This is a genomic window from Kineococcus indalonis (assembly GCF_009906395.1).
In the GTDB taxonomy this organism is placed as follows: Bacteria; Actinomycetota; Actinomycetes; order Actinomycetales; family Kineococcaceae; genus Kineococcus; species Kineococcus indalonis.
This window is the reverse complement of the sequence record NZ_JAAALM010000846.1, coordinates 1-1,085: the sequence shown is the minus strand read 5'-3', so window position 1 is coordinate 1,085 and position 1,085 is coordinate 1. Positions and strand designations below refer to the sequence as shown.

The window sequence follows — 1,085 nt, the reverse complement described above, 5'->3', positions numbered from 1 at the left end:
GTCGGGGGCGGGGTGCTGCGGGACGGGACGGTTTCCGGTGCTCATCGGGATCCTCCTGCCGCCAGGGCGGCGTCGTGGGGAACCGCGGGTGCCTGCGGCCGTCCGGCCGAGCTCGGGACCGTCGGGGTCCCGGCGCCGAGGTGGGCTCCCTCGAGCAGGTCCAGCGCCGCGGGCGCTGAGTTGAACGTGTAGAGGTGCAGGCCGGGCGCGCCGGCGTGCAGCAGGTCGCGGGCCAGGGCCCGCCCGTAGCGGGTGCCGGCGCGCCGTCGCGCCGCGTCGCCGTGCTCGGCGGCGGACTCCAGCAGCGCCAGCAGGGAGCGCGGCACGGGCACGCCGGTCAGCTGCTCCAGGCGCAGCAGCCGCGCGGGGTCGGTGGTGGGGATGACCCCCGGCAGCAGCGGCAGCGTGATGCCCGCCGCGCGCGCGGTGGCCGTGAAGGCGGCGTACTCGCGCGCCGAGTAGCACACCTGGGTGATCGCGAAGGAGGCCCCGGCGTCCTGCTTGGCGCGCAGCGCCTGCAGGTCCCCGGCGCGCCGGGAGGACGGGAACGCCGCGACCGCGATCGTCAGGGGGGTGCCGCCCCCTCCCGCGGCACCCCCCGCGCGCAGCCGGTGGTGCCGGTCGGCCACCCGCAGCAGTTCCACCAGGTCGCACGCGCGGCGCACCGCGTCGGCGGGCGGGTGCCAGTCGGCGCGCCCGGCCGGGGGGTCCCCGCGCAGCGCCAGGACGTCGCGCACCCCGGCGTCGAAGAACTCCTGGGCCAGCTCGACGACCCCGCGGCGGGTGGAACCCACGCACGTCAGGTGGGCCACCACCGCCGCGCTGGTCTCCCGGCGCAGGTGGGCCAGCAGCTCGCACCCGGCGCTGCGGGTGGTGCCGGCCGCGCCGTGGGTGACGGAGAAGAAGTCCGGCCCGGCGGCGGCCAGCCGCTGCACGGTGCCGTGCAGCGCGTCGCGCGCGGCCGGGGTGCGCGGCGGGAACAGCTCGAAGCTCAGCGTCGGCCGGCCCGCGGCGCCGGCCACGAGGTGCCCGACGCTCACGGCCGGACCCCCGGCCCGCGGGGGGACGAGCGGTGGGGGGACGAG

1 protein-coding gene is annotated in these 1,085 nt (G+C 79.4%); it reads right to left on the bottom strand.

The window, feature by feature from the left end; genetic code table 11:
* Positions 1–41 precede the first annotated feature (41 nt).
* Positions 42–1,040 carry a methylenetetrahydrofolate reductase gene (locus GTR00_RS21510; protein WP_323132665.1) on the bottom strand — a complete coding sequence of 333 codons (999 nt, stop codon included), beginning with the start codon at positions 1,038–1,040 and terminating at the stop codon, positions 42–44.
* Between the last annotated feature and the right edge of the window lie 45 nt (positions 1,041–1,085).